This is a genomic window from Escherichia sp. MOD1-EC4550, assembly GCF_963876935.1.
Taxonomy (GTDB): Bacteria; Pseudomonadota; Gammaproteobacteria; order Enterobacterales; family Enterobacteriaceae; genus Escherichia; species Escherichia coli_F.
The window spans coordinates 1-764 of sequence record NZ_CAWNSE010000044.1; the positions used below are offsets into that span (position 1 = coordinate 1).

A 764-nucleotide genomic window follows, 5' to 3' on the forward strand; every position below is an offset into this window, starting at 1 on the left:
ATGACTCCAACTTATTGATAGTGTTTTATGTTCAGATAATGCCCGATGACTTTGTCATGCTGCTCCACCGATTTTGAGAACGACAGCGACTTCCGTCCCAGCCGTGCCAGGTGCTGCCTCAGATTCAGGTTATGCCGCTCAATTCGCTGCGTATATCGCTTGCTGATTACGTGCAGCTTTCCCTTCAGGCGGGATTCATACAGCGGCCAGCCATCCGTCATCCATATCACCACGTCAAAGGGTGACAGCAGGCTCATAAGACGCCCCAGCGTCGCCATAGTGCGTTCACCGAATACGTGCGCAACAACCGTCTTCCGGAGCCTGTCATACGCGTAAAACAGCCAGCGCTGGCGCGATTTAGCCCCGACGTATCCCCACTGTTCGTCCATTTCCGCGCAGACGATGACGTCACTGCCCGGCTGTATGCGCGAGGTTACCGACTGCGGCCTGAGTTTTTTAAGTGACGTAAAATCGTGTTGAGGCCAACGCCCATAATGCGGGCTGTTGCCCGGCATCCAACGCCATTCATGGCCATATCAATGATTTTCTGGTGCGTACCGGGTTGAGAAGCGGTGTAAGTGAACTGCAGTTGCCATGTTTTACGGCAGTGAGAGCAGAGATAGCGCTGATGTCCGGCGGTGCTTTTGCCGTTACGCACCACCCCGTCAGTAGCTGAACAGGAGGGACAGCTGATAGAAACAGAAGCCACTGGAGCACCTCAAAAACACCATCATACACTAAATCAGTAAGTTGGCAGCATCACC

General features: G+C 53.4%; 1 protein-coding gene. It reads right to left on the minus strand.

Going from position 1 to position 764, the window contains the following annotated elements:
* Positions 1–11 precede the first annotated feature (11 nt).
* Positions 12–709 (minus strand): IS1-like element IS1A family transposase gene (locus AACU19_RS20180; RefSeq protein WP_228272831.1). Its coding sequence is split into 2 segments (ribosomal slippage): positions 12–460 and positions 460–709, totalling 699 coding nucleotides; the frame shifts between segments, so codons are not numbered across the junction.
* Positions 710–764: the final 55 nt, after the last annotated feature.